This is a genomic window from Pseudomonas sp. EYE_354 (genome assembly GCF_023148575.1).
Classification (GTDB): Bacteria; Pseudomonadota; Gammaproteobacteria; order Pseudomonadales; family Pseudomonadaceae; genus Aquipseudomonas.
Genome location: NZ_JAHXNQ010000011.1, coordinates 70,029 through 93,418 on the forward strand (window position 1 = coordinate 70,029; position 23,390 = coordinate 93,418).

18 protein-coding genes are annotated in these 23,390 nt (G+C 59.5%); 4 read left to right on the forward strand and 14 right to left on the reverse strand.

Annotation, left to right across the window (positions count from 1 at the left end; translation table 11 throughout):
• Positions 1–910: 910 nt before the first annotated feature.
• The 3 genes from KZX66_RS16545 to KZX66_RS16560 all read right to left on the reverse strand — a co-directional run bounded on the left by KZX66_RS16545 (position 911) and on the right by KZX66_RS16560 (position 6,821).
• Complete coding sequence (locus tag KZX66_RS16545) at positions 911–1,213, reverse strand: contact-dependent growth inhibition system immunity protein (RefSeq protein WP_248081290.1); 303 nt, start codon at positions 1,211–1,213, stop codon at positions 911–913.
• Positions 1,214–1,801: 588 nt separating this feature from the next.
• Positions 1,802–2,119 (reverse strand): hypothetical protein, encoded by a 318-nt coding sequence (locus KZX66_RS16555; RefSeq protein WP_248081292.1) that lies wholly within the window; start codon positions 2,117–2,119, stop codon positions 1,802–1,804.
• Position 2,120: 1 nt separating this feature from the next.
• Positions 2,121–6,821, reverse strand: coding sequence for an RHS repeat-associated core domain-containing protein (locus tag KZX66_RS16560; RefSeq protein ID WP_248081295.1), 4,701 nt, complete (start codon positions 6,819–6,821; stop codon positions 2,121–2,123).
• Positions 6,822–7,187: 366 nt separating this feature from the next.
• Here KZX66_RS16560 and KZX66_RS16565 point away from each other — a divergent pair, with 366 nt between their 5' ends.
• Positions 7,188–8,273 (forward strand): DUF1615 domain-containing protein, encoded by a 1,086-nt coding sequence (locus KZX66_RS16565; RefSeq protein WP_248081297.1) that lies wholly within the window; start codon positions 7,188–7,190, stop codon positions 8,271–8,273.
• On the opposite strand, the gene KZX66_RS16570 is transcribed toward KZX66_RS16565, so the two are convergent.
• Entirely contained in the window at positions 8,274–9,062 is a 789-nt protein-coding gene (locus tag KZX66_RS16570; protein WP_248081300.1) for a DUF4349 domain-containing protein, read from the reverse strand.
• Between the two features lie 156 nt (positions 9,063–9,218).
• Between KZX66_RS16570 and KZX66_RS16575 the strand changes: the two genes are divergently transcribed.
• The gene (locus KZX66_RS16575) at positions 9,219–9,638 is read left to right on the forward strand and encodes a PaaI family thioesterase (protein ID WP_248081303.1); all 420 of its coding nucleotides are present in this window, start codon (positions 9,219–9,221) and stop codon (positions 9,636–9,638) included.
• A 96-nt stretch (positions 9,639–9,734) separates the two neighbouring features.
• Here the strand turns inward: KZX66_RS16575 and KZX66_RS16580 are convergent, their stop codons facing one another.
• From KZX66_RS16580 to KZX66_RS16590, 3 genes are read right to left on the reverse strand one after another with little or no spacing between them, the layout of a single operon-like run.
• Positions 9,735–10,916 carry an acetyl-CoA C-acetyltransferase gene (locus KZX66_RS16580; protein ID WP_135196844.1) on the reverse strand — a complete coding sequence of 394 codons (1,182 nt, stop codon included), beginning with the start codon at positions 10,914–10,916 and terminating at the stop codon, positions 9,735–9,737.
• Positions 10,917–10,927: 11 nt separating this feature from the next.
• The gene (locus KZX66_RS16585) at positions 10,928–11,587 is read right to left on the reverse strand and encodes a CoA transferase subunit B (protein WP_248081306.1); all 660 of its coding nucleotides are present in this window, start codon (positions 11,585–11,587) and stop codon (positions 10,928–10,930) included.
• A gap of 34 nt (positions 11,588–11,621) precedes the next feature.
• Positions 11,622–12,320, reverse strand: a complete 699-nt coding sequence (locus KZX66_RS16590) for a CoA transferase subunit A (RefSeq protein WP_248081309.1) — start codon at positions 12,318–12,320, stop codon at positions 11,622–11,624.
• A gap of 133 nt (positions 12,321–12,453) precedes the next feature.
• On the opposite strand from KZX66_RS16590, the gene KZX66_RS16595 reads away from it, so the two are divergent.
• A complete protein-coding gene (locus tag KZX66_RS16595; protein ID WP_248081312.1) occupies positions 12,454–13,359 on the forward strand; it encodes a LysR family transcriptional regulator in 906 nt (301 codons plus the stop codon).
• Between the two features lie 61 nt (positions 13,360–13,420).
• Here the strand turns inward: KZX66_RS16595 and KZX66_RS16600 are convergent, their stop codons facing one another.
• The 6 genes from KZX66_RS16600 to KZX66_RS16625 form a co-directional block, all read right to left on the reverse strand.
• Positions 13,421–13,750, reverse strand: a complete 330-nt coding sequence (locus KZX66_RS16600) for a hypothetical protein (RefSeq protein ID WP_248081315.1) — start codon at positions 13,748–13,750, stop codon at positions 13,421–13,423.
• Positions 13,751–14,277: 527 nt separating this feature from the next.
• Positions 14,278–15,123 (reverse strand): NAD-dependent protein deacetylase, encoded by an 846-nt coding sequence (locus tag KZX66_RS16605; RefSeq protein WP_248081318.1) that lies wholly within the window; start codon positions 15,121–15,123, stop codon positions 14,278–14,280.
• 8 nt (positions 15,124–15,131) lie between these two features.
• Positions 15,132–15,572 (reverse strand): CBS domain-containing protein, encoded by a 441-nt coding sequence (locus KZX66_RS16610; protein ID WP_116079640.1) that lies wholly within the window; start codon positions 15,570–15,572, stop codon positions 15,132–15,134.
• A 131-nt stretch (positions 15,573–15,703) separates the two neighbouring features.
• On the reverse strand, positions 15,704–17,653 hold the full coding sequence (locus KZX66_RS16615; protein WP_248081321.1) for a DNA topoisomerase III: 1,950 nt from the start codon (positions 17,651–17,653) through the stop codon (positions 15,704–15,706).
• A 171-nt stretch (positions 17,654–17,824) separates the two neighbouring features.
• Complete coding sequence (locus KZX66_RS16620; RefSeq protein ID WP_248081324.1) at positions 17,825–19,447, reverse strand: MFS transporter; 1,623 nt, start codon at positions 19,445–19,447, stop codon at positions 17,825–17,827.
• Between the two features lie 65 nt (positions 19,448–19,512).
• Positions 19,513–21,159, reverse strand: a complete 1,647-nt coding sequence (locus KZX66_RS16625; protein WP_248081327.1) for a GMC family oxidoreductase N-terminal domain-containing protein — start codon at positions 21,157–21,159, stop codon at positions 19,513–19,515.
• Positions 21,160–21,340: 181 nt separating this feature from the next.
• On the opposite strand from KZX66_RS16625, the gene KZX66_RS16630 reads away from it, so the two are divergent.
• Entirely contained in the window at positions 21,341–22,234 is an 894-nt protein-coding gene (locus KZX66_RS16630) for a LysR family transcriptional regulator (RefSeq protein ID WP_248081329.1), read from the forward strand.
• 38 nt (positions 22,235–22,272) lie between these two features.
• Here KZX66_RS16630 and KZX66_RS16635 read toward each other — a convergent pair whose 3' ends face one another.
• On the reverse strand, positions 22,273–23,370 hold the full coding sequence (locus tag KZX66_RS16635) for a DNA alkylation repair protein (protein ID WP_248081332.1): 1,098 nt from the start codon (positions 23,368–23,370) through the stop codon (positions 22,273–22,275).
• Between the last annotated feature and the right edge of the window lie 20 nt (positions 23,371–23,390).

Genomic DNA, 23,390 nt, shown 5'->3' on the forward strand with positions numbered 1-23,390 from the left:
ATAAATTGAGGTGTTTTTATTTTTTCTGAATATGTCTTTGGGTGTTGAGCTTTTCGCAAAGCGCTTTAACGCTAGATATTCATGTGTCTTGCTGTATTTGGGAGCCCTCGTGGTGTACCAAGTGAGTATCACTGGCCACTCGTGTTTCAACACTAATGCGAGGGTGAAGTTTTCCATACACTTTCAAAGTCTTGATTAAGAAAGGTGGTCGTGACATACCCTTGGTCTTCTGTTGGATGTGGGTGGGGCCAGGGGTTTATGCCGGTTTTGTATATGAAGACTGTGTCCATTGGTCACCTTGCTACTGTATGTCGTTGGTGAGGTCGTTTTCCTCGTAAGCAAAAATGTGCACGAGCTCTCCATCGGGTTTTTCCATAGTCAGTTGCGTAGGCAATCAGCCCATTCGACATATGTGAGGACATGCCAGAGGTGTGAACATTGATTTTTGCGCCTTTGCACAAGAAAGCTCATTTATTACAAGTCAGCTCGGATTAAATCAAAGCGGTTGAACAGGTCCAGTGCTGTAGGATTTTCGTTCTCCATTATTCAGCAATAGAGTAAGCGTCGGCTTTCCCCCAGCGTATTCGATCACTGCGCTTTCACGTATGCAGTTGTTGATGATGGTTGTTTCACGTGATTTCATAGATGTTCTTCGGAGAATTAGCTGCGCTCGATAAATAGAATTTGGTTGATCTTTGTGGCTTATATAGTGCGTGGCAGCAGGAGGATATTTAGGTTCTCATTTTTTGGTCCTGGCGAATACGGTTCTACAATTCCTATTGTGGTTTTCACTCTTTCAAGCTAAGCGTCCCTGTGGTTTTCGGCATCGGTCGCTCGCCATACTGACCAACCCGCTGGACGGGCGGGTGCATGCACTGCAATGTCGGTGGCTATTAGCTTAATCATTCGTTTAAATTTCATTTTTGCTCAAAGCTGAGTGAACATGTTTTAGCCATGATATTCCATCACTCCACTCGTGAGGGTAGTAGTAGTTGCAACCCATGTCACAAAACAAAAAATCCTGAAGTTCTTCTTCGGATTTTTCGGATGATATTAACGTGTTAAGTTCTTTTTTGACTTGCGCTATGGTTTTTACCGATGCTTCAGATATAAAGCTCGCAATTACGTCGTTTGCGTTTTTATGTTCATCGACCCAGTCTTGATGAAAATAGCCAGCTAAAAATTGCTGCAGCTCGAGAAGATTCTTTTTCATGGGTTTGGGTATCCCGTAAGGATTCTATAGCCGTCTGGCATTTTTTTGTCTCTTTGGATAATAAGGTGAATTTCTTTTCTTGGAACCGTTTTCTGAAGTCCTCTTTTCAGGCTTACACCAACGGGTTCTTGAGTTTTTTGAGTTATGACCAATTTTTTTGATCTACTTTAAGAAATTTATTTATCTTAGCTTTGTTGTCGCTAAGAACTTTTGAAGCTATAGATTCGGCTGTTGCACGATCAGGAAAAGTAGAGGCGGTTGGGACATTAGGCTCTTGCTTCAAACGTTCGGCGAGTTGCTCATCGGTTCTGCCAACATACTTTTTAATCAGGTGCCCGCCCGCAGATTCATGTGCATATAAGCCGCCGCCAGGAACTATTACGCCATACGGGCCTTCAGGGTAGTTACTTTGCTTGCAACTTAATCCCTTCGGATCTACCCACCCCGTAGGGTTGGGCACATACCCGTATGCGTCGATGTACCTGAATAGATACGCTACCCTTACCGGGATCGCTTCGCGGCCCAACGCAAGCGAGCTCGCTCGCCATGGGTTAGGGTGTTCTTGGGAAATAGCGTGCTTCCATTTTTTTAATACAACTTTCGAGCGCTGTAGCTGCCTGCGACGACAACAAAAATTATCTCGCCACTGTTGCTTGATGTGAAACTGTAGCTCGTTCCTGTTTCGTCAATTCCCAACCGTTCGGCCTCATGCGATAGGCTTGAGGCTGGTTCCTCGCACATGTCGCATACTTCCGCTCCCACAGCACTTATGCCGTGAAAAGCAATCAAATCATCAAAAGTTATCTCCCATGATTTTTCTTGCCAGTCCGTGAACTCCATTAGCAGGGTGGTTCTGCTACACGTTATTTTTTCAATTGTTCCATCGGAAATCGGGAAGTCTGACATGTTAGGTTCCTGGGTGTTTTTCGCCTGGTAAAAAGCCAGTTCCATGTTCGGGATGATAGTTTTCGGGTTTTACTTTAATTATCAGGTTTTGTTTCTCAGCCTGCTTCCAACTCAAATTATTGGGTTTAAGTATTACGTGATAGTGCTCCCCATGATGCCTTGGTGCGTAGTGACCTTCATCTTCAGGATGGCTTTCAAATCTAATTCGGGTATCACTGTTGGGCCTCCATTCCACTCGAAGGGTGTCGTGCTTTGTCCTGGATATTTTAGGATCTACGCCTAAAACGTTTGTTAAATCATTTGGATCCTTAGGGAAGCGTGATTTGGCATCCGGTTGAACCGGTGAACCCTCATTAACATCGCGTTGTAGCATCGGTTCCGTAGCTACAAGTGATGAGTTACAACTGTCATTCGTGGGACATCCACTCAACCCTAGCGGATCCACCCATCCCGTAGGGTTGGGCACGTACCTGTACGCGTTGATCCCACCCGCCAACTTCACCGGGTCCGGCGTGAGGTAACGACCAATATCCGGATTGTAGTAGCGATGGCGGTTGTAGTGCAGCCCGCTTTCCTGGTCGAAATATTGGCCCTGGAAGCGCAGCGGGTTGTCGACTTTTCCGACGTCGAGGCGGCTGATCTGGCCGTAGGCGCGGTAGTGGGCGGACCAGACGATTTCGCCCTCTGGGTCTGTCAGTTCCTGCGGTGTGCCGAGGTGGTCGAGTTGGTAGTGGTAGGGCTTGGTTTCGCTTGGGCCGAAGCCTTCCAGCAGGGCCATTGGCCTGAAACTGTCGGGCTCATAGAGATAGCTGCGATGACGATCGGCATGATGTTCGGCAATCAGCTTGTCGCCTTGCCAGAAAAACTCCGTTGTTCTGCCATCAACGGTCTTGCTGATGCGCCGCCCAAACGGGTCATAGCGGTAGCTGGCGGTTTGGCCGTTGGGCTGGGTAATGCCGATCAGCCGGTGCTGGCAGTCGTAGCGGTACTCGGTAACGAGTTGATGGCCCTTGCCGCGCCGTTCGCGGATGAGGTTGCCGAAGGCGTCATAGTCGTAATGCCGGTCGCCTTGGATCATCAAGCGGTTACCGGCGACGATGTCCGGGCCGGGACGGTCTTGCATCAGCAGGTTGCCGGCCGGGTTGTGGCCGAAACGTTCCTGCAGGTCCTGCGAGTGGTCGGCGCGGGTGAGGCGGCCTAGTGGGTCGTAGCGGTAGTGGTGTTCGCCTTTGCGGGTGTCGTTCAGGCGAGTGAGGTTGCCGGCTTTGTCGTAGTCGTAGTGGCGTTGGTAGAGGTGGTTTTCCTGCTGGGTGACGCTGTGCGCATGCAGGCGGTGCTGGTCGTCGTAGTGGTAGTGGCTGAGGAGTTGGCCTTGCTGGCGTTGGTGTTCCTGGCCGGCTTTGAAAAGGTGGGAAGTCAGCAGTGTGCCGTTCAACTCAACGGTGGCGAGATGGCCGCCTTTGGCATGGTTGAAGGTCAGGCGATTGTTATCCGGCAAGCGCAGGTGTTGCAGTTGACCGCAGGCGTCGTAGCCATAACGCAAGGTGCCCCAGCCTTGATGCTCGGCGGTCAGGCGATTTTGTGTGTCGTACTCGTAGGCCAGCGCCCAGTGGCCGTCGTCGACGCTGAGGAGGTTGCCTTGGCGGTCGTAGGCGTAATCAACGGTATTGCCGTCGGGCAGGGTTTTTCGTACAAGGCGGCCGGCGTGATCGCGCTGGTAAACGGTAACTAGCTGACGGCCATCGTCGCCGTGTTCGGTTTTTTCCTGCAGGTGGCCGTTGAGGTCGTAGACGTAGGCGGTGCGTTGACCGTCGAAGCCAACTTCCTGCTGGATCAGGCCGTTGGGGTGGTAATCCAGCCGGTAGGTTTCACCGGCTTCGTTTTCGATCTCGGTGAGCAATAACCGCGCATTGTCGTAGCGGTAGTTGACCTGGGTGCCGTCGGCGTTGATGCGGCGGCTGATCAGGTGCAGGCCATCGGCGTATTCGTAGCGGGTGACGTGGCCGCGTTCGTCGCGTTCGGCGGTGATTTTTCCGTAGGGGTTGTAGCTGTATTCGCAGGTTGCGCCGCCCGGCAGTACAACACGCGTTAACCGACCAACGCTGTCCCATTGATACCCGGTCAGCGCGCCCTGTTCATCTTCGCGGGCAATTTCGCGGCCCAGATCGTCGTAGCGGTAACGCTTGATCCCGCCATTGGGCAGTTGTTCTTCAATGAGCTGGCCGCGTTCATTCCACACCAGCCGATGACAGCTGTGATCGGGATACCAAACGCCCGTCAGTTGGCCGTATTTGTTGTAGCTGTAGTCCGTCACCTCACCATCGGGATCGGTCCTGCGCGTCACGTCGCCCTGATCGTTACGCTCATATTTCCAAACCGCCTCGCCACGCCGCACGACCCGTACGAAACCGTTGTCATGCTCGTAGGATGTCGGCTCGTCATCGCCGGGAAACACCGCCACCAAGCGTCCGGCATCGTCGTACTGATACGCCGTCACCGCCCCCAGCGGATCCTGCTCGACCGTCAGTCGCCCCTTGGCGTCGTAGGATTTGAAGTGCTGGGCGCCGTCCGGATCAACGCGCTGCACCAGCCGTGCGCGGTCATCGTGGACATACACTTCCTGGCTGCCATCGGCGTTATGAACCGTGACACGGCCGTCGTCGCCCCAGGCATAACGCGTGTCCATCTGCGCAAAACTGGCCCAGTGCCGCACGCATCGCGCTGCCTTGCCGGACCGCTCCCATTCCCAAAAGAAGCTCGCGCCACCGGCCAAGCCCCGCTCAAGAATCACATGCTGCTCGTCGTACCGATAAACCTCGCTTTCGCCGACGGCATTGGTCGCCGAGACCAGTCGTCCTAATTCGTCATAGGCGTAGGAAACAACGTTTTGTTCGGTAATCCATTCGTAGGGCTGGCGGTCTTTGCTGCGCTGAACCTGGTAGTCCACCGCGACGATGCGGTCCCGTTCATAACGCAAGCACAACGAGCGGCCGGCGCCGGTATCCAGGCGCTCGATGCGGCCCAACACATCCCGCGAAATCCGCAGCCGGTTGTCATACGCATCACTGATCGAGACCAGCACCCCGTCGCGAAAGTGATAAAAGCGCGACGCCTGGGCCAGCACCAATTCATCCGGCAAAGCACCTAGATAGATCGCGGCTTCGGCCAAGCTATTGGTAATCGCCGGCCGAGCAGAAGTCGGCAGTGGAAACGAAACAGCGCGGTTTTCATGGTCGGTCCACACCACCGACTCGTCTGAAACCACCAGCCGCTGCGCCAGCGAATGACTCCAGCCAAACCCCAACCCAACATCCACTTCCACCGCGCTGGTGCGGTACAACCGTGTCCACTCAAACGGCAAAATCCCGTCTAAAACGCCATCGGTGAGGGTGAGCAGTTCTTCCCCGGTGACCATCGACACCGGGCAGCCATTGGTGACGGTTTTGTCCGCAGAAGCCGCGGCATCCCCTTTGGGATTTTTCCCCGAAACAGGCACATCATCGACAGGTTCCTGCCGAACCAACACCGTGCGCTGAGCCTTGCTGCGAACCGCCGGCACAGGGTTCGAAACCACGTGTTCCCCAGCCTTCAACGACGCCACCGGAATCGTCTTGATCGGCGTCGACGCACTGCCCAGCAGTAATGGCCTGGCCGTTGCGACATGCGGTTCCAACCCTGGCCTCACAAGGTGCCTGGCCAGCAGCTCCAACAACCCCCGCACCCGTGCGGACTTGATGGCCCCCAGCGCCTGAGCACCCAGGCGCAGCGTCACGCCCGTGCCTGCCGTCGCCCACATCAGCAGCAGATTGATCAAGACCTCGCCGGTGATCTCGCCGAGCAATTCGAACATCTGCGGCGGCGGCAGCAGGCGTATCCAGCTGACCATCGCCGAGATAAAAATGAACAACAGCGGCTCATCACTCAGCACCAGCAACGCGTGGGCAATGGCGTCGCTGCCGAGCGTCAGCAGTTCATCGAGGTCGGCCTGAGAGATGTACGCCAACAAATTTTCGCTGTTGGCCTGTAGATCCGATAACAGCTCATACACCTGCGTGATGTTGTCCCACAGGTTGTAGAGCGCCTGAGCCAAACCGCTGGAAAACGCTGCGCCTTGCATTGCGCTGCGTTGCAAAGACGGGGCGTCGGCAAACTCGTCCCACTGGGGCTTGAAGGTCTTCGCCCACTCATCGCGCAGGCCCGTTTCCAGCTCGGCGATCACCGCTTGATAGGAGGCATACAGCGCCTTGACGTGATCCGTGGAAACGTCGGGATAAAACGTAATTTGGTATTGTTGGTCGCGGTTACATTCCTGGATTTCAAGCGTGCCGCTGGGACCGATGGTTCGATGGATGGGCGGACCCGTCGGGCTGCCATCCCGGGCGATGGCCTGCAGCATTACCGGCGTGTTGCCGATAGGCACGAAGCGCGTGCTTTCAAACAGATGCACCAGGGTCATCGACCCCTGGGCATCACACGTGGCGACGACCGTGCTGGGTTTTCTGGAAGAGACCGGCGCGATCAACGCAACCTCTTCGCCGACTTTGAAAACCTGCTCCACCTCAAGCGCCGAGCCACTCCAAAAGCTTTCGGCCCAGTCGTCGAAGGTGTTAAGGCAATTACGCAAGTCACGCAGGACGCGTTCAACATCCGGCGCGTCGGCATCCATGGGCGCCAGAACGAAGCTGGCAATAACCGGAATCAAGAGGCAGCCCTGGTGGGCAGGGCATTAACGGACAGGTACATGGCGGTCCCTCGCACTGAATGATCAGGCGAGAGACTTTGGAGAGGTTTATCAGGTAAAGAAGTCGGCGCTGTTCGCCAGGACGGCTAGGAGGTTTCGCCAAAACTTCGGGTAAATGCGGGGGCCGTCGTAGGAGCTGGATTACAGGTTAAGCAGTCCTACAGCTTCAAGTTACCGGTAGGGTCAATCACAGTATTTGTGCGACCGGAGGAAAAGCGTGTCCGCGCGGGATGGCGCAGGCCGAACGTTCCCGGCAACCTGGCGAACCCACGCCAGACTTACCGGTCCATATCGCAACGCCCGGCCTATCGCCTTCAAGGAAGCTCAATGTCCCTACGCCGCCTGATCCTGTGCCTCGCCCCCTTGCTGGTGCTGGCCGGTTGCTCCACCTCACGCGGCCCGCAGCAGCCGGAGCGCAGCGAGGCCGAGGTGAAAGCGCAGATCCTGCGCCTGCTGCCGGCCAAGGTGGCGGACCGCAATGGCTGGGCCCAAGACATCTACACCGCCTTCGACACCCAGAACATCTACCCCAGCACCGGAAATATTTGCGCCGTGCTGGCGGTGACCGAGCAGGAGTCTACGTTTCAGGTCGACCCACCCGTGCCGAACATGGGCAAGATTGCCCAGGACGAAATCCTGCGCCGGGCCGGCAAGGTGCATGTGCCGGCCTTTGTGGTGCGCAGCGCGCTGCAGCTGAAGTCGCCCAGCGGCAAGTCCTACGCCGACCGTTTGAACGCGGCGCGCACCGAGAAAGATCTCAGCGGTATCTTCGATGACTTCATCAGCATGGTGCCACTGGGCAACACCCTGTTTGGCGGTTTTAACCCAGTGCATACCGCCGGCCCCATGCAGGTCAGCATCGACTTTGCGCAGCGACAGGCGCGGGGTTATCCCTACACGGTGGACGGCACGATTCGTCGCGAGGTCTTCACCCGGCGTGGCGGCATGTACTTCGGCATCGCCCATTTGCTCGGTTACCCAGTGAACTACGATCAGCCGCTGTACCGCTTCGCCGACTTCAACGCCGGCTGGTACGCCAGCCGCAATGCGGCGTTCCAGGCGGCAGTCAGCCGGGCTTCGGGCACTGAGCTGGCGCTGGATGGGGATTTGATTCGTTACGGCTCACTGCTGCCCGGCACCACCGAACTGGCGGTGCGCTCTCTGGGCTCCAGGCTGGACATGCGCAACCCCAGCATCCGTAGCCAACTGGAGCAGGGCGAGCAGTTGGATTTTGAAGAAACCACCCTCTACAAACGCGTATTTGCCTTGGCCGACAAGGCCAACGGCACGCCGATGCCACGGGCGATCCTGCCGGGCATTGTGCTCAACAGCCCGAAGATCACCCGCACGCTCACCACCGCCTGGTTTGCCAAGCGCGTCGATGAGCGCTATCAGCGCTGTATGAAGCGCTGATCAGGGGCGGCGGCGCACAAACTTGCGCCACAGCCACACCCACAACCAGACCACCGGGAACGCCAGGATCACGAAGGGCAGCACGTAACTGGCGCGTTCCAGGGCGTCAGCGGTGCCTTCCAGCATATTCGTGCCCAGGTTACTGAACATCCGGCTGAAGCGTGACGGTTGGTTCGCGCCGTCCGAGGAGCGGAAGTTCAGGGTGATACGGTTGGTGTCGAGACGACGTTGCTGGCCGGCGGCGACCTGGGCCAGCGCTTGCAGATCATTTTCGATGGCGGCCTGTTCCTTGCTCAAGGCGATCAGGTCGCTGACGGTGATGTCCTTGCGCTTGGCCAGTTCGTCGAGGCGTTGTTGCTGGGCTAGCAGGCGGTCCTGGCGGCGGCGCACATCGTCGACGGCGTCGGCCAGATCCTCGGCGGTTGTGATGCGCTGGCCGAGCTTACCGCCTTCAGCGGCCAGGGCGACCATCGGTTCTACGCCGTTGGGGGCGATGCGCAGGATGATCTCGCCGCCGTTGCTGTCTTCGGTGATGCCGAGGATATTGCAGGCGCCGAACCGCGCGGTTTCGCAGGCCTCGCGTGTGGCGCGCATGCGCGGCGCGAGCAGGGCGCCGGGCAGGGCCAGGGTCAGTTCGTGTTCGTAGGCCAGTTGTGCGCCGGCCCGGCCTTGTTCGCCACTGATGGCGGCGGCGCGGGAGTGCTCCTTGGGCGAGCAGCCGCCCAGCACCAGGCCGGTCAGCAAGATCAATAGCGGGACGCGAAGCGGGTTGCCGTCCAGATGGCGCATTGCGGATCCTTAAATGTGCGAGGGAAATTGGCGGCGATTAAAGCGGGTCCGGCGGATTAACGCAAAGTATCGCGCAAGATTTGCACGGCTGATGGTGGTGGCCGGGGTTCGGGAGCAGGCGTACATCTTGAGCCTGACATCAAGGAAGAACTCATCATGATCACTCACACTGTGCCCGAAGGTTTTGTCTCGTTGCCCCGCAGCAGTCCGTTGCTGGATCTGCTGGGCCCGGCGTATTGCCGAGGTGACGGCCTGCAACTGGAAATCGGCCTGCGCGCCGACAATCGCCATGCCAACGGGCGCGGCACTGTGCATGGCGGGGTGCTGGCGACGTTGGCGGATATCGGCATGGGGTATGCGATGGCCTTTTCCAGTGAACCGCCGTTGCCGTTGATTACCGCGAGCATGACCGTGGATTATCTGGGGGCGGTGCAGGTCGGGGAGTGGGTCGTGGTGCGGCTGGAGCATCACAAGCGGGGACGGCAGATGGCGTTTGCCACGGTGAGCCTGCAGGTAGGCGAGAAGGTGGTGGCGCGGGCGAATGCGGTGTTTGCGGTGCCTCAATCTGACAGGTAAAGAGGATCTTGTGTGGGAGGGTGTTTTTTCTGGTCTACCGGATAAGGAAAGGCCCGGTGTTCGTGGAACCGGGCCTTTCCAGTGTTGCTCTTTGAATCAACTGCGTTCAAGGGCCAGGGCGACACCTTGGCCGCCGCCGATGCACAGCGTTGCGAGGCCTTTTTTGGCATCGCGCTTGATCATCTCGTGCAGCAGCGTCACCAGCACGCGGCAGCCTGAGGCACCGATCGGATGGCCGATGGCGATGGCGCCGCCGTTGACGTTCACTTTGTCGGCATCCCACTCCAGCTCTTTGCCCACCGCCAGGGATTGCGCGGCGAAGGCTTCGTTGGCTTCGATCAGGTCCAGGTCGCTGAGCTTCCAGCCTGCCTTGTCCAGGCAGCGGCGGGTCGCCGAGACCGGACCGATGCCCATGATGGCGGGGTCGACGCCCGCATTGGCATAGCTGGCGATGCGCGCCAGCACCGGCAGGCCGAGGGCTTTGGCTTTGTCGGCGCTCATCAGCAGCACGGCGGCGGCCCCGTCATTGAGGCTCGAGGCGTTGCCGGCGGTGACGCTGCCGTCTTTCTTGAAGGCGGGTTTGAGCTTGGCCAGGGATTCGGCGGTGGTCCCGGCGCGCGGTTGTTCATCTACGGCGAAGGGCACCGGGTCGCCTTTGCGCTGGGGGATCAGGATCGGCGTGATCTCATCGGCAAAGCGGCCGGCCTCGATGGCTGCGCTGGCTTTTTGCTGGGACGCGGCGGCGAAGGCGTCCTGGGCTTCACGGCTGATGCCGTACTTGTCCACCAGGTTCTCGGCGGTGATGCCCATGTGGTAGTCGTTGAATGCATCCCACAGCCCATCGGTGATCATGCTGTCGAGCATCTTGGCGTGACCCATGCGCAAACCGGTGCGTGCGGCCGGCAGAACGTACGGGGCCAGGCTCATGTTCTCCATGCCGCCGGCGATGATCACGTCCGCGTCGCCGCAGCGGATGGCCTGGGCGCCGAGGTGCAGGGCTTTGAGGCCCGAACCGCAGACCTTGTTCAAGGTCAGGCTGGGCACCGCATGGGGCAGGCCGGCGAGGATCGAAGCCTGGCGCGCCGGGTTCTGGCCTGAGCCGGCGGTGAGTACCTGGCCGAGGATCACTTCATCCACTTCGGCCGGGTCCAGGCCTGTCTGCTCCAGCAGTCGACGGATCACCGCGGCACCCAGTTCCGGTGCCGGAATATTCGCCAGCGAACCCTGGAAGCTGCCCACGGCGGTGCGGGTGGCAGCAACAATCACGACGTCTTGCATGGAATCTGTCCTCACTGGAAGTGCATTTCTGGAACGTGGTCCGGGACGATCAGTTTACCGGCGGTCTTGCTCACAATCTCTTCAACGCTGACGCCAGGTGCGCGTTCCTTGAGGACAAAAGCGCCATTTTCGATTTCCAGGTACGCCAGGTCCGTCAGTACGCGCTTGATGCAATGGGCTCCGGTCAGCGGCAGGCTGCATTGGCTGAGCAACTTGGACTCACCGTCCTTGGACGCGTGGGTCATGATTACGATGATGTTTTCCGCGCCAGCCACCAGGTCCATGGCGCCGCCCATGCCTTTGACCAGTTTGCCGGGGATCATCCACGAGGCAATGTTGCCATGCACATCCACTTCAAACGCGCCGAGCACGGTGAGGTCGACGTGGCCGCCGCGAATCATTGCGAAGGATTCGGCGGAAGAGAAAATCGATGCACCGACCCGTGCGGTGACTGTTTGTTTACCGGCGTTGATCATGTCGGCATCAATGGTTTCTTCGGTCGGAAACGGGCCCATGCCGAGCAGGCCGTTTTCCGATTGCAGCATCACTTCCATGCCGTCGGGAATGTAGTTGGCCACCAGGGTTGGAATGCCGATGCCGAGGTTCACGTAGAAGCCGTCCTGCATTTCGCGGGCGACACGTTGAGCCATTTGTTCGCGGGTAAGAGCCATTTTATGAGTCCTTATTGTTCGGGCTGGAGGCGGATTATTTGCGCACGGTGCGCTGTTCGATGCGCTTCTCGAACGTGCCGCAGATGATCCGGTCGACGTAGATGCCAGGGGTATGGATCTGCGAAGGGTCCAGCTCGCCCGGTTCGACGATTTCCTCGACTTCGACCACGGTGATCTTGCCGGCGGTGGCGGCCAGGGGGTTGAAGTTCTGGGCGGTGTGGCGGTAGATGACGTTGCCGAAGTGGTCGGCTTTCCAGCCCTTGACGATGGCGAAGTCGCCGGTGATGGATTCTTCCATCAGGTACGGGCGGCCGTTGAATTCGCGGGTTTCCTTGCCTTCGGCGACGGGGGTGCCGACGCCGGTGGCGGTGAAGAAGGCCGGGATGCCCGCGCCGCCTGCGCGCATTTTTTCTGCCAGGGTGCCTTGGGGTGTGAGGACCACTTCGATTTCGCCGCTGAGCAACTGCTTTTCGAACAGCGCGTTTTCACCCACGTAGGAGGCGATCACCTTGCGGATCTGCTTTTGTTCCAGCAGCACGCCGAGCCCGAAACCGTCGACTCCGCAGTTGTTGGAAACCACGGTCAGATCACGGGTGCCTTTGCGCTTGATTTCGTTGATGAGGTTTTCCGGAATGCCACACAGGCCAAAACCGCCGGAGAGCACGGTCATGCCGTCTTCCAGGCCTGCCAGCGCTTCTTCGTAGGACGCCACGCGTTTATCGAAACCTGCCATATGCACCTCTTTTATTGTTTGTGGGCCAGCCAATGGATCGAGTGTTGCGCCGACGGATTGATTTGTTAAGTTGTTTTTTAAGGTTGATTGATTTAGAAAACAGCATAGTCGATCCCCAATTCGGAGCAGCGTCATGACGGTCAAACAGATGCGGGCCTTTCTGGCCGTGGCCCAGAGCCTGAGTTTTGCCGCCGCCTGCGAGCGCCTGCACCTGTCTCAGTCGGCCCTTAGCCTGACGATCAAGGGGTTGGAGGAGGGGTTGGGTGGTCGCTTGTTCAGCCGCAACACCCGCAACGTAGCGCTGACCCCGGAGGGCGAATCGTTGTTGCCGTTGGCGCGCCGCCTGATTGCGGACTGGGACAATGCTGAGGACGAACTGCGCCAGCGGTTCACGCTGCAACGCGGACGGGTCACGCTGGCCGCCATGCCGTCGTTCGCAGGCAATTTACTGCCGCCGATCCTCAAGGTATTCCGCGCACGTTACCCCCAGGTGAATGTGACGGTGCATGACCTGATCAATGAGCAAGTGCTCGAGATGGTCCGCGACCGACAGGTTGAGTTGGGCGTGGCATTTGAGCCGGCGCAGGGCTCCTCGCTGGCGTTCACGCCGTTGTACCTGGACCGCTTTATTGCGGTAGTGCCCAGTGATTCACCGTTGGCGCAGTGTGCCGAGATCGATTGGGCGACCTTGCTGCAGCAGCCGTTCATCACTTTGCAGCGGCCTTCCACGGTCCGGGTGATGTTGGAGGAGCACTTGGGCGCCCTGCAGATGAAATTGCCCGTGGCGTTGGAAAGCCATCAGTTGGCAACGGTCGGCAAAATGGTTGCCAGTGGCCTGGGCGTCAGCGCCGTGCCTGCCTTGTGTGCCCGGCAGATGGAGGAGGCGGGCGCCCACTGCATCACCTTGAATAGTCCGGTGATCGAACGACCGATCGGCGTGCTGACCAAACCAGGACATGAGCTCTCGGCCGCGGCGCAGGTGTTGTTTGATATTTTCCAAGATGAGGCAGGGAAGGGACGTTTTCCTGGCCTGTTTTAAGGCTGCCATTAAAAAGCCCGCTCGAACTAACGAGCGGGCTTAACTATTAAATGCTCAATGATCAGCAGTATCTATCAATTACTTTTACTTGCGATTGGCCTTTAAGGTTCTGCCATTCGGTATTCAGTGTATGAAAGACCTGCTCGATAAAGTTTCGATCAGCCGCGGCCTTCTTGCCGACGTAACCCTGACCACGGCGGTACACCCTCAGGCGCGCTGCCAGTTCACGGTTGGTACGGTCAAACTCGGCCTCTTCGGTATTGGGCGCCAGGCAGTCAAGTTGCACTTCGCCCGATTTACCAATCCACAGGACATGGTCATCGAGAGTGTCTTTCTGCGCTGCGAACATCTCAGCCAATTCATCGATAGTTGGTTGGTTGTTCAAATTCATGTGTAAGCCCCTTGACCAGTTGGCGATCTATCAGTTGATTCCGTTAAAACTGCTTAGTTGTCTCCGGTTATAAAAACCGGGCGTCAGTGACGGTCTGCCGAATACGGGCAGGGTCTTGAACCTGATGCATGTAGTTTTGCTGATGAACTGCTACGCAATGGTTTCATAACGAAGACAAGCAGCGTTTGAGCTCCTTGTACCTGTCCCTTTCGGGACCGGTCAGCTTCATCAATCTGCCTTGTGGGCAGTGCACATCCGGAAAAAACAGCTCGGCGGTCAGACGAGCGCTTTCAAAACACGTGTTACCAACGCTCCCGATGCGGGAGACGTCTAGATCATGCAAGGACAAAAAGGTTACGTCAACGATTATGTAGTGATTATTTTTGATCACTACATAAATCCGCGTGGGGACGGGGGGATGCGGGAATACGTGACTCAAGCGTCATTTTTTGGAAGTGATGGTCAACGCGCAGAGGCCGTGTGTGAGGTGTGAGCACGCGCGCTTTGCACGCCTCATTGGGCTCGAATCAGGCCAGCCGCTGGGCCAGCAGAGGTAACAACGCTTCGCAAGAGGCCTCGATCTTCACCTGCAACAACTCGTCGCCTCGGGTCTTGCCCAGGTTGATGGCAATCACGGGCTTGCCTTGCTCGACCATCGCTTTGCACAGACGGAACGCCGAATAAGCCATCAACGATGAGCCCACCACCAGCAAACCCTCGGCGTTTTCCACCGCGGCCATCGCCTTGGCCGCTGTGGCCTGGGCGACGTTTTCGCCGAAAAACACCACATCCGGTTTCAGTCGTTGGCCGTTGCAATGGGGGCAATGGGGGATTTGAAAGCGCTCCTCGAACGCCGGGTCGAGCAGGGTATCGCCATCCGGTGCCTGCACCGCATCGACGCCGGCCAGGAAGGGGTTGCGGATTTCCATCAAGCGCTGGATTACATCGCGTTCGCTGCGCTGCTGGCAATCCAGGCACAGCACCCAATGCAGGCTGCCGTGCAACTCGATTACGTCATGGCTGCCGGCCTGATCATGCAGCGTGTCGACGTTTTGCGTGATCAAACCGCTGATGCGCTGGCGCTGTTGCAGCGTTGCCAGTGCCCGATGCGCGTTATTCGGCTGGGCAATTCGCACCCTCGGCCAGCCCAGCATGGCGCGCGCCCAGTAACGGCGGCGTGCCTGCGCGGTGGCGAGGAATTCCTGATACATCATCGGCGCCTTGCCCCGGCGCACACCTTCGCTGTCTCGATAATCCGGAATGCCCGATGACGTGCTGATCCCGGCACCGGTCAAGACCAGAAAACGCCGGTCTGCCATGGCCCGGTGCAGGGTGTCGAGGTGGTCTTGCTGACGTTTCAGGGGGTCGAGCATGGAGTCTCCTATTCGCCGCGGATGTATTGCTCCAGCTGTTTGATCAGGTCAGCCTGTTCGGCAATGGCTTCTTTGACCAGGTCGCCGATGGAGAGCAGGCCCAGGAGTTTGCCGTCTTCGACCACAGGCAGGTGGCGCAGGTGACTGTCGGTCATGATGTTCATGCACTCTTCCACCCTCTTGTGGGTGTCAACGGTGATGACCGGCTTGCTCATGACGTCATCGACCCTTGTGGTGACTGAAGACAGGCCTTTGAGGATAAGTTTGCGAGCGTAATCACGTTCGCTGATGATCCCTACCACCACGCCATCCTTGACGACAGGCAACGCCCCCACGTTTTTCTCGGACATTCGCACCAGCGCCTCAAACACGGTGTGATCCCATTGAATGGTGTGGACCTCCTGGTTTTTCTGATCCTTGGCTTTGAGCACTTGTGCGACGGTTTTCATGGCGGCCACTCCGGTGTTGTTATAGGGAATTCAGCGGGTCCCTAAAGAATCCTAGACGGCCCACGCTGGAGCAAGGTCCAAAGCGGCGTTAAACCCGTCGAAAAACGTCATTCGCCGGTTTTTTTCGGTGTTTAGCCGGTATTTGTCGGTTTTTTGGCGCGTTTGGGGCCGGCAGCGGCTTTGCGAGGGGTTGCCTTGCGCTTGTTTTTCCAAGGGCTTGCACCTCGACCGGCCGGGCTGGCCGGGCCGGTGATGGTCATGCGCATGCCATTGCAGCGCGCCACCTGTTTGCTCATCCAGGCAGCCTGCTTGGCGACGAATTCTTCCAGGCTCATCTCGCCGCTTTGCACCATGTCCAGCGCCTGCTCCCAGATGGCGGTGGTGCCAGGATCGGCGATGGCACGGGGTACCGCGTCGATCAGGCTGAACGCCGCCGGGGTGGCCGATAGCGCCTTGCCGTTTTTGACCAGGTAGCCTCGGTCCAGCAGCCCTTGGATAATCCCGGCACGGGTGGCTTCGGTGCCGATGCCGGTGGTGTCCTTGAGCTTTTGCTTGAGCAGCGGGTCCTCCACCAGTTTGGCGACGTTTTTCATCGCCTTGATCAGGTCGCCTTCGGTGTAGGGCTTGGGCGGTTGGGTCCACAGGTCCTTGAGGTTGACCTTGGCCACGGCATAGTCCTGGCCCTGTATCAGCGCCGGCAGGGCTTGCGGTGCGGGGGCCTCACGGCCCTTGGCTGGCGCCAGGGCTTCTGGCAGGGCGCGCTTCCAGCCCGGTTCGATGATGACTTTGCCCACCGCGCGCAACGCAAACCCGGCACAGTCGAAATCCGCCTGGGTGCGATCGTATTCATGGTTGGGCAGAAACTGCGCCAGGTAACGCGCACGAATCAGCGTGTATACCGCGCGATGCTTGCCACTGAGTTGCCCCACCTCCTTGCCGGCCCCGGTGGGGATGATGCCGTGGTGGGCGCTGACCTTGGCGTCGTTCCAGGCCCGCGAGCGACGCTGCGGATCGACATGGGGCATCAGCTCGGCCACCGCCGGGTCGGCGCGGCCCAGCGCGGCAAGAATCTTCGGGGCCTCGCTGTGCTGGCTCAATGGCAGGTAGCCGCAGTCACTGCGCGGGTAGGTGATGGCTTTGTGGGTTTCGTAGAGCGACTGGGCGATATCCAGGGTTTCCTGGGCGCCGAGGCCGAGCTTCTTGGAGCAGATCTCCTGCAGCGTGCCGAGATCGAAGGGCAGGGGCGCCACCTCGCGCATGCGCTCGGTGCGCAGCTTCATCAAGCGTGCGCTGGCGGTATTGCTCATCGCGTCGGCGGCTGCACGGGCGAGCTGCGGGTTGAGGCAGCGGCCTTGATCGTCGCAGGCGTCTTCGGCGGCGCGCCATTGTGCGGTGAATGTCATGTGCGCGTGGCGCAGGTCCACATCGATGGCCCAGTAAGCCACCGGGACGAAATCGGCAATGCTGCGATCGCGATCCACCACCAGGCGCAAGGTCGGCGTTTGCACGCGCCCCACCGGCAATACGCCTTGATAGCCGGACTGACGTCCCAGCAGGGTAAACAGGCGGCTCATGTTCATGCCGATCAGCCAGTCGGCGCGGGAGCGGCCCAGGGCCGAGTGGTACAGGCTGAAGGTCTCCGCGCCGGGCTTGAGTGCCGCCAGGGCCTTGCGGATGGAGGCGTCGTCCAGTGCCGACAGCCACAAGCGCTGGATCGGCCCGCGATAGCGGCAATGCTCCACCAGCTCGCGGGCGATCATTTCGCCCTCGCGGTCGGCGTCGGTGGCGATCACCAGTTCCTGGGCTTCGCCCAGCAAGCGCTTGACCGCCTTGAACTGGCTGGCGGTCTTGGGCTTGACGCGCATTTTCCATTTTTCCGGGACGATCGGCAGGTCGGCGAGCACCCAGCGTTTGTACTTGGCGTCGTAGGCGTCCGGCGGGGCGGTTTCCAGCAGGTGGCCGATGCACCAGGTGACCGTGACTTCGTTACCCAGCCAGCATCCATCGCCCCGGCGACCGGCGCCGAGCACGGCCGCGATGTCCTTGGCCTGGGAGGGTTTTTCACAGAGGTACAGCCGCATGGTCGTCACATCAGATCGGGTCGATGCGGTGCAGCATGCTCAGTCGACGCTGATTCGGCAACCATTATCTGTATGGATGTACAGCTTCAAGTTGCAAACGGCAAGCTGCAAGCGGCAAGCAAAGCACAATCGCTTTAGCTTGCCGCTTGCCGCGCCCTGCTTGAATCTCACTCAGTTGTTATCGATATCGACATGGCGTGTTTCTTTGAGGCAGAACAGCCCCACGATCAGGCTCACACCCGTAATCACCACCGGGTACCACAAGCCATAAAAGATATCGCCGGTGTACACCACCAGGGCAAACGATACGGTCGGCAGGAACCCGCCGAACCAGCCGTTACCGATGTGGTAGGGCAGGGACATCGAGGTGTAGCGGATGCGGGTCGGGAACAGTTCCACCATCAGCGCCGCCAGCGGGCCGTAGCACATGGCGGCGATCAGGATCAGCGCCACGATCAGCACTACCACCATCACCTTGTTGACCTGGGCCATATCCGCCGAAGACGGGTAGCCGGCCAGGGTCACGGCGCCGCGCAGGGCTTTTTCGTCAAAGCCGTCGATGCGCACTTCGCCGACGCTCACCTGCACCGGGCTGCCGGCGGGTGCGGCGACGCTGCTGTAGGGCAGGCCTTGCTTGACCAGGAACGTCTTGACTTTGTCGCACGGGCTGTCAAAGCGCGCCTTGCCCACCGGGTCGAACTGGAAGGTGCAGGTGGCCGGGTCGGCCAGCACGGTGATTGGCGCCTGGCGGCTGGCATGGTCCATCGCAGGGTTGGTGTAGTGCGCCAGGCTTTTGAAGATCGGGAAGTAGAGCACGGTCGCCAGCAACAGGCCGAGCATCAGCACCGGCTTGCGCCCGATCTTGTCCGACAGCCAGCCAAAGAAGATAAAGAACGGCGCGCCGATCACCACGCTGATGATCAGCAGCATGTTGGCCAGTGCGGGGTCCATCTTCAGGAACTGGGTGAGGAAGAACAGCACATAAAACTGCGCCGCGTAGAAGGTCACCGCTTGCCCGCCGTTGATGCTGAACAGGGCGATCAGCACCACCTTGAGGTTTTCCCATTTGCCGAAGGACTCACGGATCGGGGACTTGCTGGCCTTGCCTTCCTCTTTCATTTTCAGGAAGGCCGGCGACTCGTGCAGGCTCATGCGGATCCAGGTGGAAATACCCAGCAGCACGATGGAAAACAGGAACGGAATCCGCCAGCCCCACACTTCGAACTGGTCACCGGTGAAGTAACGGCAGGCCAGCACCACCAACAGCGACAACAACAGGCCGATGGTTGCGGTGGATTGAATCCAACTGGTGTGGAAACCGCGTTTGCCCGCCGGCGCGTGTTCGGCCACATAGGTCGCCGCGCCGCCGTATTCGCCGCCCAGCGCCAGGCCCTGCAGCATGCGCAGCACGATCAGGATGATCGGCGCCGCAATGCCGATGCTGGCGTAGGTCGGCAACAAACCGACGCAGAAAGTGGCCACCCCCATGAGGATGATAGTCACCAGAAACGTATATTTGCGCCCGATCATGTCACCCAGGCGGCCGAATACCAGCGCGCCGAAGGGCCGCACCACAAAGCCGGCCGCGAACGCCATCAAGGCGAAGATGAACGCGGTGGTGTCGTTGACCCCGGCAAAGAATTGCTTGCTGATCACCGCCGCCAGGGCGCCGTAGAGGAAAAAGTCATACCACTCGAACACCGTCCCCAGGGACGAGGCGAAGATGACTTTCTTGGAGTCGTTGCTGGTGCTCGCGTCTATCGACGAGCCCAGGGTTTGAGCGTGTTCTGACATCGGGTAGCCCTCACAGTGATTATTTATTGTTGTTCCACTGTCGGCGCCAGGTGCGGCGCCGCTATTCAGATTGCATGAACCAGTTCTTTCTCCGGGACGAGGCTCCTTGTAGTCGGCGAAAGGATCAGCTGCGCGGCTTTCTCCGCGATCATCAGCGTGGGTGAACAGGTGTTGCCGGACGTGATGCGCGGCATGATCGAGGCATCCGCGATACGCAGGCCGGGCACGCCATGCACGCGCAGTTGCGCATCGACCACGGCGTCTTTGTCGCTGCCCATGCGGCAGGTGCCCACCGGATGGAAGATCGTCGTGCCGATGCGTGCGGCGGCTTCGTGCAGTTCTGCTTCGGTTTGCAGCGCGTCGCCCGGCAGGTACTCAATCGGGTTGAAGCGGCTCAGGGCCGGTGCGGCGACGATGCGTCGAGTCAGGCGAATGGCGTCGGCGGCGACGCGCAGATCCTCCGGATGGCTGAGGTAGTTGGGGCAGATCAGCGGCGCGTCTGCCGGGTTGGCCGAGCGGATATCGATACGCCCACGGCTCTGCGGACGCAGGTCGCACACCGATGCGGTGAAGGCCGGGAACCCATGCAAAGGTTCGCCGAAACGTTCCAGGGACAGCGGCTGCACATGGTATTCAAGGTTGGCCGAGGTCTGTTCCGGGCCGGAGCGGGCAAACGCACCGAGCTGGCTGGGCGCCATCGACAACGGACCGCTGCGGTCATAGAGGTAGCGCAGGCCCATGCCCATCTTGCCCCACACGGTGCCGGCGATCTGGTTCAGGGTACGGGCGTTTTCCAGTTTGTAGATCAGCCGCAGTTGCAGGTGGTCCTGCAGGTTGCCGCCGACGCCGGGCAGTTCGTGCAACACATTGATGCCCAGTGGCTTGAGCACGCTGGCGGGGCCTATCCCCGAGCGCTGCAAAATGCCTGGCGAGCCGACTGAGCCCGCGCACAGGATGATTTCCTTGCGCGCCTGCCACGTGACTTGCTGCCCATGCTGACGCCCGACCACGGCTGAGGCGCGGCCGTTGTCCAACACCACGCGGTCTACCTCCACGTCCGTCAGCACCGTCAGGTTGGGCCGTTGGCGGATCGGCTTGAGAAACGCCTTGGCCGCATTCCAGCGCACCCCGGCTTTCTGGTTGACCTGGAAGTAGCCGCAGCCTTCGTTATCGCCGCCGTTGAAGTCGCTGACATTGGCGATGCCGCTCTGCGCTGCCGCCTCGCGGAAGGCATCCAGGATCGGCCACGACAGCCGCTGCTGTTCAACCCGCCATTCACCGCCGTCACTATGGAACTCCGAGCTGCCAGCAAAGTGGTTTTCACTCTGTTTGAACAGCGGCAAGACGTCATTCCAGGCCCACCCCGGGTTGCCTTCAGCGGCCCAGCCGTCGTAGTCCTGGGCCTGACCGCGCATATAAATCATGCCGTTGATGGACGAGCAGCCGCCCAGCACTTTGCCCCGTGGGTAACTCAGCGCGCGACCTTGCAGGCCCTCCTGGGCTTCGGTCTTGAAGCACCAGTCGGTGCGCGGGTTACCGATGCAGAACAGGTAGCCGACGGGGATATGGATCCAGGGATAATTGTCGCGACCACCGGCTTCAAGCAGCAGCACGCGGTGGGCGGGGTTGGCGGACAGTCTATTGGCCAGCAGGCAGCCTGCGGGGCCGGCGCCTACTACCACGTAATCGTATTGCGCAGTTGCAATGGACATCTGAGGTCTCGCTTGTTTTTCTTATTGGCCCCATCCTAGTTGTTAGTTTTCGTCTTAAAAATGTTAGTTTTTACCCAGCTGCTGTGCGTTTTTAAACAGCGCATCGGCTGGACACGAACCCTTCCGACCGGCGAACGTTTGTCGTGAGCCATAGAGGGTTATGCCCGAGGGAGAAGGCGAGATGTTTGACTGGAATGATCTGCGGTTCTTTCTTGAGTTGCAGCGCAGCGGCCGCCTGCTGACCGCCGCGCAGCGCCTGAAGACCACTCACGCCACCGTGGCCCGGCATATCGAGGCCATCGAGAAAAGCCTTGGCACCGCATTGTTCGTGCAGCATGCCCAAGGCTACGAGCTGACCCCCTCCGGCGAAGCCCTGCTCAAGCACGCCGAAGCCATGGAAAACCTTGCGCTGCTGGCCGAAGACGAGCTCACCCATTCTGCTGCGCCCCTGGGCAAGATCCGCCTGGGCGTGGCCGAAGGCCTGGGGGTGATGTTTCTGGCCGGGCGCATGGGCGGGCTGTTCGAGCGTTATCCGGGGTTGGAAGTGGAGCTGGTGGCGGTGCCGCGCTTTGTGAGCATCCTCAACCGCGAAGCGGAAATCAGCATCCACCTTGAGCGCCCCAGCGTCGATCAGTTGGTGACCCGCAAACTCACGGATTACCGCCTGGCCCTCTACGCCAGCCGGGCTTACCTGGCGCGCAACCCGCCCATCGAAAAGCGCGAAGACCTTGCCGCCCATGCCTGGATCGATTACGTGGATGACTTACTGTTCAGCCAGGAACTGAAATTGCTCAGCAGCTTTTGCCGCAACCCTAAGGTGGTATTCCACAGCACCAGCGTGATCGCCCAGCATCAGGCGGCGCGTTCCGGCTTGGGCATCGCGGTGCTGCCGTGTTTCATGGCCGCGGGTGATCCGGGCCTGGTGGCGTTACTGCCGGGAGAGAGCATCCAGCGCAGTTACTGGATCAGCTCGCGCCGCGAACTGCACAAGTCGGTGCGACTGCGGGTGTTGTGGGATTACGTGGTGGAATTGTGCGCGCGGGAGCAAAAACTGCTGCTCGGCCAACCCGATTGAAGCCACCGGATCAACCTGCCCAGGGTCACTGAACCGCGTCAATCGCGCAGTTCAAACTCGCTACTGCCCAACCGCTCGCCGTTGACCATCACATGCACCACATGCCGGCCGGGGTAGTGCTTGCGGGTGGTCAGCTCACGAATATGCTGTTCGCGGCTGATGCGTTGCGTCTCGCCGGGCCCCAGCGTAAAGGCCTTGAGCTTGAACACTTTGGTCGCGCTGTGTCCGGCACTTTTGACGTACTCAATGGCGTAATCCACCACCAGCTTCTGCGCGGAACTGGAGAGCGACTCCAAGCCGAACGACAGGTTGATCCGTTCGCCCAGGTTGATCACCGCCGGTGTGACGCTTAATTCATGCAGCGTCACCTCGGCCCGGGCCCCTGCGCCGATGATCGTCAACGCACGGGTGTTGCCTTGCTTGATCAGGCTGCGCAGCGCATGCCGGGCGATCCAGGCGGTGTGGGGGTTAGCCAGTGACCAGCCTTCGATCAGGCTGAGGACCCACTCGGGATGGTCCTTGGTGATGTCGTTGAGGTGGTTGGCCACCGATTTGCGTACATACAGGCTCGGGTCGGCCTTGAGGTTGTCGAGGATCGGGGCGCACAGCGCGGGGTTGGCTTGCACCTCGGCCAGGCGGAACGACCACGGCAGCCGCGGCCGCGAGCCTTCGCTGGCCAGCCGGCGCACGTGTTCGTTGTCATCCTGTGACCATTGCTGCATCACCGCCAGGGTGCGCGTCAGGTCGTGCTGCAAGAACGGGCGTACCGCGAACTCGGCGGAGCCAAAGGCCGTGAAGTACTTGAGCGCCGCCATGGAGCGCGTGAAGTCGGCCAGGCCGTAACTCGCCACGTAATGCGGCAGGAACAGGCTGACAAACGCGCTGTTCAAACGTGGCGCCAGGGCGTACAGCCGTTCGAGGGTCTGCGGGTAATCCAGCGGTATGACCGCATGCAGGCTTTCGCTGACCCGCGCCATGCGCTGCATCACCGACAGTTCGGCGAGCCCCGCCGTGGCGTGCTCAAGGAAGCTCCTGGCGTCGAACGCCGGGTACACGGCCGTCATTTCGGTGGCGATGTGTTGCAGGCGTTCGACGTTGAAGATGTCCTTGAGGGCCGGGGCGCGTTGTTCGCTCATCGGTGATTCCATGGCGGTTG